6 protein-coding genes are annotated in these 6,504 nt (G+C 59.8%); 1 reads left to right on the plus strand and 5 read right to left on the minus strand.

The window, feature by feature from the left end; genetic code table 11:
* Positions 1–2 precede the first annotated feature (2 nt).
* From rplU to ACUVTA_RS07890, 3 genes are all read right to left on the minus strand, one after another.
* Complete coding sequence (rplU, locus tag ACUVTA_RS07880; protein WP_445952406.1) at positions 3–311, minus strand: 50S ribosomal protein L21; 309 nt, start codon at positions 309–311, stop codon at positions 3–5.
* Positions 312–512: 201 nt separating this feature from the next.
* Positions 513–1,022 carry a methylated-DNA--[protein]-cysteine S-methyltransferase gene (locus ACUVTA_RS07885; protein WP_445952407.1) on the minus strand — a complete coding sequence of 170 codons (510 nt, stop codon included), beginning with the start codon at positions 1,020–1,022 and terminating at the stop codon, positions 513–515.
* A complete protein-coding gene (locus tag ACUVTA_RS07890) occupies positions 997–3,447 on the minus strand; it encodes a Lon protease family protein (RefSeq protein WP_445952408.1) in 2,451 nt (816 codons plus the stop codon). The genes ACUVTA_RS07885 and ACUVTA_RS07890 overlap by 26 nt, the downstream gene beginning before the upstream one ends.
* 283 nt (positions 3,448–3,730) lie before the next feature.
* Here ACUVTA_RS07890 and selD point away from each other — a divergent pair, with 283 nt between their 5' ends.
* Positions 3,731–4,777: a selenide, water dikinase SelD gene (gene selD, locus ACUVTA_RS07895; protein ID WP_445952409.1), complete on the plus strand. Its 1,047-nt coding sequence runs from the start codon at positions 3,731–3,733 to the stop codon at positions 4,775–4,777.
* A gap of 109 nt (positions 4,778–4,886) precedes the next feature.
* Here the strand turns inward: selD and ACUVTA_RS07900 are convergent, their stop codons facing one another.
* Positions 4,887–5,450, minus strand: coding sequence for a methyl-accepting chemotaxis protein (locus ACUVTA_RS07900; protein ID WP_445952410.1), 564 nt, complete (start codon positions 5,448–5,450; stop codon positions 4,887–4,889).
* A gap of 57 nt (positions 5,451–5,507) precedes the next feature.
* Positions 5,508–6,215, minus strand: coding sequence for a two-CW domain-containing protein (locus tag ACUVTA_RS07905; protein WP_445952411.1), 708 nt, complete (start codon positions 6,213–6,215; stop codon positions 5,508–5,510).
* Positions 6,216–6,504 lie beyond the last annotated feature (289 nt).

Here is a 6,504-nt window from a genome sequence, read left to right on the forward strand (position 1 = left end):
TCTTACAAGCTGATCTTTTCCACCAGCACCTCGGTGAAGGGCTGCCGGTGCCCTTTTTTCCGCCGGTAGTTCTTCTTCGCCTTGTACTTGAAGACGATAATCTTCCTGCGCTTCCCGTGGCGGAGCACTTTAAGGTCAACCTTCGCCCCGCCAAGTTCCGGCGTACCGACGTGAACCTCGCCATCTTTGGCAACCAGTAACACGCGCGGGTTAACCGTTGCCCCTACTTCGGCGTCGAACTTCTCGACCTTAAGCTTCTCGCCCTCCGCCACCCGATACTGCTTGCCGCCGGTTTCGATAACCGCGTACACAAAGAACCCCTCCTCTGGTCATCCCGGAGACTCGCCGGACAAAGGTGGGGCACGTAAGCGCCCGCTTCAGAACCACCCTTTCCGTGCGGTAAAAAACAAGACTAACGTTTATTTTACCACAAAACGCCGCCCCGTCAACACCCCGCCCGCTTGGCGTCACCTACATGCCCTCAAGCTTATCCCGCCGGTCCGTGCGAAGAACTATCGAAGAAGAGCAACGCCTTCCAGGTGCAGGAGTTCCTCCTTCCAGCGCAGGCCGCCGGCAAAACCGCCACCCCACCCCCGACCTACCACCCGGTGGCACGGAACCACCACCGGTGTTCGGTTGCGGGCGAGCGCTTGTCCCACCGCGCGCGCGGCTCCCGGGCGGCCAAGAGCCGCGGCCACCGCACCGTAAGTAACCACGGTGCCGTAAGGAACCGCCCGGATAAACTGGAGCACCCGGACCTGAAAAGGCGTGTAGCCCGTAAAATCAACCGGAATTTCCCCGAAAGTAACCGCCCCGCCGTTAAAGTAGACCTTTAGGAGTTGCGCCAGCTTTGCGGCCCAAGGAGCCACCAGCCCCCCTGCCGCGGCACTCGTAGCAGCGGTGCCTTTCGCGGCAGGAAAAGGCGTTGTGCCGGGAAAAAGGAGGCGGGAAAGCCCCCGCTCGCTCCAGAGAGCCGTGAAGCGGCCCACCGGCACTTCAATCTCCTGCACCATTGCCGGCATTTTTCTCCTCCTGGCCGTCGCTCTCGTCCCGCCCCGCTCTCTTCTCCTTCTCCTCCTTCGCCGCCCGGAGTTGCTGCGCCATCTCTTTGAAGCGCGCCGCGACCCTGGCGTGAACTGTTCCCTCCGGGAAAGAGCCATCCGGCCTACGTTCGCCGGCCGGCACGCCGGTTAGCAGCATGATGCCTTCGTCCACGTTTTCAACGAAGTAGATATGGAAACGTCCCTCTCTTACCGCCTCCACCACGTCCTCCCGAAGCATCAAGTTATCCCGGTTGGCCGCCGGAACGAGCACGCCCTGGTCTCCCGTCAGCCCCTTGGCCTTACAGACGTCGAAGAAGCCTTCGATCTTTTCGTTAACGCCGCCGATCGCCTGGATTTCGCCTTTCTGGTTGATGGAACCGGTGACGGCGAGCCCCTGCTTAATAGGCAGCCCGGATAACGCCGACAAAAGGGCGTAGAGCTCGGTGCTCGAGGCGCTGTCCCCCTCCACCCCTTCGTAGCTCTGCTCGAAGACGAGGCGGGCACTCACGCTGAGTGGCGCTTCGGCCGCGTACTTTTCGTTCAGGTAGCCGCTCAAGATGAGGACGCCCTTGGTATGGATTCTCCCGCCGAGCTTCGCCTCCCGCTCAATATCAATTACGCCTTCCCGGCCGGCGGCAACCGTAGCCGTAATCCGTTGCGGCCTCCCGAAGCTGATATCGCCGAGGGAGATTACCGCTAAGCCGTTTACCTGGCCCACCTTCTCTCCCGTAGTATCAATCTTGATCGCCCCGCGCACGATCATCTCCTGGATGCGCTCCTGGATCAGGTTGGACCGGTAGAAACGCTCCTCTACCGCCCGGCGCACGTGCGCTTCCGTTGTGTATGGGGCGCCCTCCTTACGGGCGTAGTAACAGGCCTCCCGGACCACGTCCGCAATCTCCGAAAAGCGGGTGGAAAGTTTTCGCTGGTCTTCGGCCAAGCGGGAGCCGTACTCAACGAGTTTTGCCATCGCCGAGGCGTCCAGGTGCAAAAGCGCTTCTTTTTCGCAGAGCATGCTAAAAAAGGCGGCGTACTTCCGGATATTTTCTGGTGTCCGGTCCATCTGCGTGCCGAATTCCGCCTTGACTTTGAAGAGCTCCTGAAAATCGGGGTCGTAGTGGTAGAGCAGGTAGTAAAAGAGGGGATTTCCCAGCAGAATCACTTTTAAGTTTAACGGGATCGGCTCCGGCTGGAGCGTCTTCGTCGTGAAAAAGCCGAAGCGCTCACTCGCGTCCTCGATGACCACCTGCCGCTCCCTGAGCGCGCGCTTGAGGCCGTCCCAGGCGAAGAGGTTGCGTAAGAGCTCCTCCACAGGAACAACCAGGTAACCGCCGTTAGCTTTATGGAGAGAACCGGCCCGGATCATCGTAAAATCGGTAACTAAGGCGCCGAAGTAAGCCTCCCGATCGATTCGCCCGATCAGGTTGTTATAGGTGGGGTTGTATTCCATCACCACCGGTGCCCCGGTGAGTTCGCTGTTATCTACAAGAACGTTGACCTCGTAACGGCGGAAGGGGTCCTCCTTCGCCCACGGCGGGCCCTTTTGTTCCCCCTCCTGACCACCCCGGAAAAGGGGCAGGTTTTCGATAATGTCCTCCTGCACCGCTTCCAGGTAGGCAAGTACCGCAGGAATCGAGGCGTATTTTTCCGTGAGGTCCCGCACCAAAAGGCCCAGCACAAAACCGGCCACCTGCCGGTCGAGATCCCGGATCGCCTGGTTAGCCTCCCGCTCGATCTGGTGCACCTCCCGGAAGGTGCTCGCCACATCCTCCTCGAGTTCTTCCCGGCGGCGGAGGATCTCCCGCTGCCGCTCCGGCGGCAAATTGGCAAAATCCTTATCTTTCACCGGCTCCCCCTCGATAACGGGGATGATATAGAGCCCGGTCGGGGTGGGTTGAATTAAGAAGCCCGCATCCTCCGCCCGCTGGTTGAGCGCCGCAAAAAGCTCGCTGCGGCGTTTATTGAAGCTTTCTGCCGTTTCTTCTCGCTTCTTGGCGTACTCTTCACTTTCGAAAGCCCGCAGGATCTCCCGCCGCGCGGCGGCGATGAACTCCTTCATATCGCGGGCGAACGCCATACCCCGGCCAGGAGGCAACTCTATCGCCCGGGGGTTGTAAGGTTCCTTAAAATTATAGACGTAGCACCAGTCGGGCGGAGTGGGTTTGGTTTTCGCCAGGTTCTCTAAAAAGCTCTGGACCACCGTATTCTTACCGGTCCCCGGCAGACCGGCTACAAAGATATTGAAGCCCCGCTCGTCAATCTCCAAGCCAAACTCGAGCGCCCGGACCGCCCGCTCTTGCCCTACGATCGCCTCTAGCGGCGCGATCGCGTCCGTCCGCGCGCAGCCGAGTTCCTCTTGGGCGCAGGCCGCCCGAACCTCTTCCGGAGTGGCTCGCCGTGCCACACTTATACCTCCCTCCAGTCAACGCCGCCTTTTCTTCTCCCCGCGGCGCGGGTTATGAGGGTGGTACCTTTTCCGCAGCTAACTAACTTTTTACTTGCCGGAATACTCTCCCGTAAGTGCACCACCATAACTATACTTACTGCGATTATACGCCACGCGCCGCCGCCGCTTCAAGGATTATCTTTCGCCCGCCCGTCACACCCTAAAAAAGTGCGTCTTTGCTTTAAGAAGGATTTCGGCAGCGGGCGCGCGAATCTTAAAGTAGAAAGAGGGGGTTTAAAAGATGGCGCCCAAACTCACGGCGCTGACGAGAAGCGCCGGGTGAGCAGCTAAAATCGGGCCCGGGACGCTGGCCCGAATACTGAGCGGCCTGCCGGCCACGGCCGACCCGCGTCTGCTGGGGGGCATCGAAACGGGGGACGATGCAGGCGTTTACCTGCTCACGGATGAGCTCGCCCTCATCCAGACGGTGGATTTTCTTACCCCTGTAGTGGATGACCCGTACCTTTACGGCCAGATTGCCGCCGCCAACGCCTTGAGCGACGTATACGCGATGGGCGGGCAGCCGCTTACCGCGCTTAACATCATCTGCTACCCCACCGGGTGCGGTGAACTCGAAACGCTCGCCGCCATCCTGCGCGGCGGTGCCGACAAGATTACAGAAGCAGGGGCGCTGCTCGTCGGCGGTCACAGCGTCGAAGACAAGGAGCCGAAGTACGGGCTCGCGGTCACCGGCCTCGTTCACCCCGCAAAACTCGTTACCAACCGGGGCGCCCGTGAAGGCGACCTGCTTGTGCTCACCAAAAGGATCGGTACGGGTGTGATTACCACGGCCCTGAAAGCAGACCTCGCCCCGGCAGCGGCAGTCGCAGAGGCCTGCCGGGAGATGGCTACCCTTAACCGGGCCGCGGCGGCGGCAATGCAGGAAGCAGGGGTCAGTGCCTGTACCGACATCACCGGCTTTGGCCTCCTTGGCCACGCGCTTGCGCTTGCGCGGGCGAGCGCCGTCCACCTGACGCTTAACGCAGCCGCTGTTCCCCTTCTGCCCGAAGCCTGGGAACTCGCGGCGTCTGGGCTTCTCCCCGCCGGAGCTTACGCCAACTGCGATTACGTAGCGCCCTGCGTTTCTTTTGCCGCCGGGGTACCGGAAGTTTTGCGAGATCTCCTCTGCGACCCTCAGACTTCGGGGGGCCTCTTTATCGCCGTCTCGCCCGACCGGATCAACCTCTTGTTAGCCGCGCTTAAAAATCGAAATGTCACTACTGCTGCCGTTATCGGTTCCGTCACGGCAGGCGATGCGGGAACAATCACGGTGGTCTACGAACCCTGAGGGGAAACCGGAGCCAGGAGCCCCCCGCTTTTCCCCGGCAAAAACCAAAGGTCCGGCGCACGGCCGGACGGACCCACGGGTTTTTCCTTATTGACAAGCAAAGGATCCTTTAAACTTTGAAATGCTCCACCAGGGTCTGCCCCTCGCGGGCGATTTTCCCCAGCACCTCGGCCGCGACCGTTACCTCTCCCGTTACCGCGCTTTGCTCTTGCGCCGCCGCCACGCTGCCGACAGCGGTAGCGACCTCCTGAACCGACCGGGCAATTTCCTCGGCCCGTTCCGTTAATCCCCGGACACCCTCAATAACCATGCGGAAAGAGGCCTCGGCCTTCGCCACCGCCGCGCCACCGGTGCGAACCAGTTCAGCGCTCTCATTCATGGCGCCCACCGCGTACTGCGTTTCACCCTGAATCGCCACGATAAGTTTGCGGACTTCCTCCGCCGCCCGCGCCGACTGCTCCGCCAGGTTGCGTACCTCAGCCGCCACCACCGCAAACCCACGCCCGTGCCCTCCAGCCCGGGCGGCCTCAATCGCGGCGTTAAGCGCCAGGAGATTCGTCTGGTCGGCAATCTGCGTGATAAGCTCCGTGATTTGGGTAATCTCTCGAGCCTTCTGACTCAAGCCCCCAATAACCATTTCAATCTTCTCGCTCGCTGCCTCTATAGCCCGCATCTGGGTCTTGACCGCCCCGATATCCCGGCTCCCTTCGTCCGCTCTGGCAGAAGCTTCCTACGCCATCGTCACCATCCCCCGGAGGTTTTCGCCGATGCTATCGGTGGTGGTCGCAACTTGACCGATGGCGCTTGCGGTCTGCCCCGCTCCCGACGATAACTGTTCCATGTTGGCCGTCAGCTCCGCGGCTGAAGTAGACAGAACCTCTATGTTTTGCTTAAATTTACCCACCATCTCGCGCAGCATTTCTCCTAAGTCGTTGAGCGCGATCGCCAGCAGCATGTACTCATCCCGCCGGGGAACAAGCGCTTCCGCCGCCGTCAAATTGCCGAGGCCGAGTTGGTAGGCCTTTTCCCGCAGGATGGCAATTGGCTTCCCCACCTTAAAGGCCGGGGCCAGCGCCAGGCAACCGCTCGTGAAGGTGGCAACGCCCGCTACTAAAAGGAAGTGCGGCAAGCTATGGATAAAAAAATAAGTCGCGATCAGGGCAGCATTGAGCACGCAGAGAATCGGCAGCACCACAAAAAGTCCGAAACGGACGAAAATCGTATCGTACCATTTAAGACGGGTAATCTGCTGGTAGGCCTCGCACTTGAAACACTGGGCAAGCTTCCGCAAGAAGGATTCCTGCTGTTCGCCGTGGCACCGCGTGCCGGTAAGCCGCCAACAGCGGCGCCCCATTTTCTGGAGATAAGCCGGGCAGTCGTTCTTGTGTTCCGGCGGACAGTGCAGGTAATCCCAGCAATTAGGTTTTGGTCTGGCCATCAAACATACCCCAGGAATCCCGGCCCTAACGTTCCTTTTTGGCCTAACGTTCCTTTTTTATATTTCGGCAGGACACCGCGAAAAATTTAAGTCTTTCCTAAAGTTTTTGCACCAGAAGAAAAACTTTTTTCTCGCGCCGCCAAAGTTCTTCTCCCCGTATCGCTCTTACTCCTTCCGGTCGCCTTATACCGCGGGAGCAAAGCGAATTCGGCATCGGAAAGGCATGTTTACACGCTAATTTTCCCCTTGTCGCAAACCGTGCGGGATAAACGGGCTTTTTCAGAAAATT

This window comes from Thermodesulfitimonas sp., from assembly GCF_052743955.1.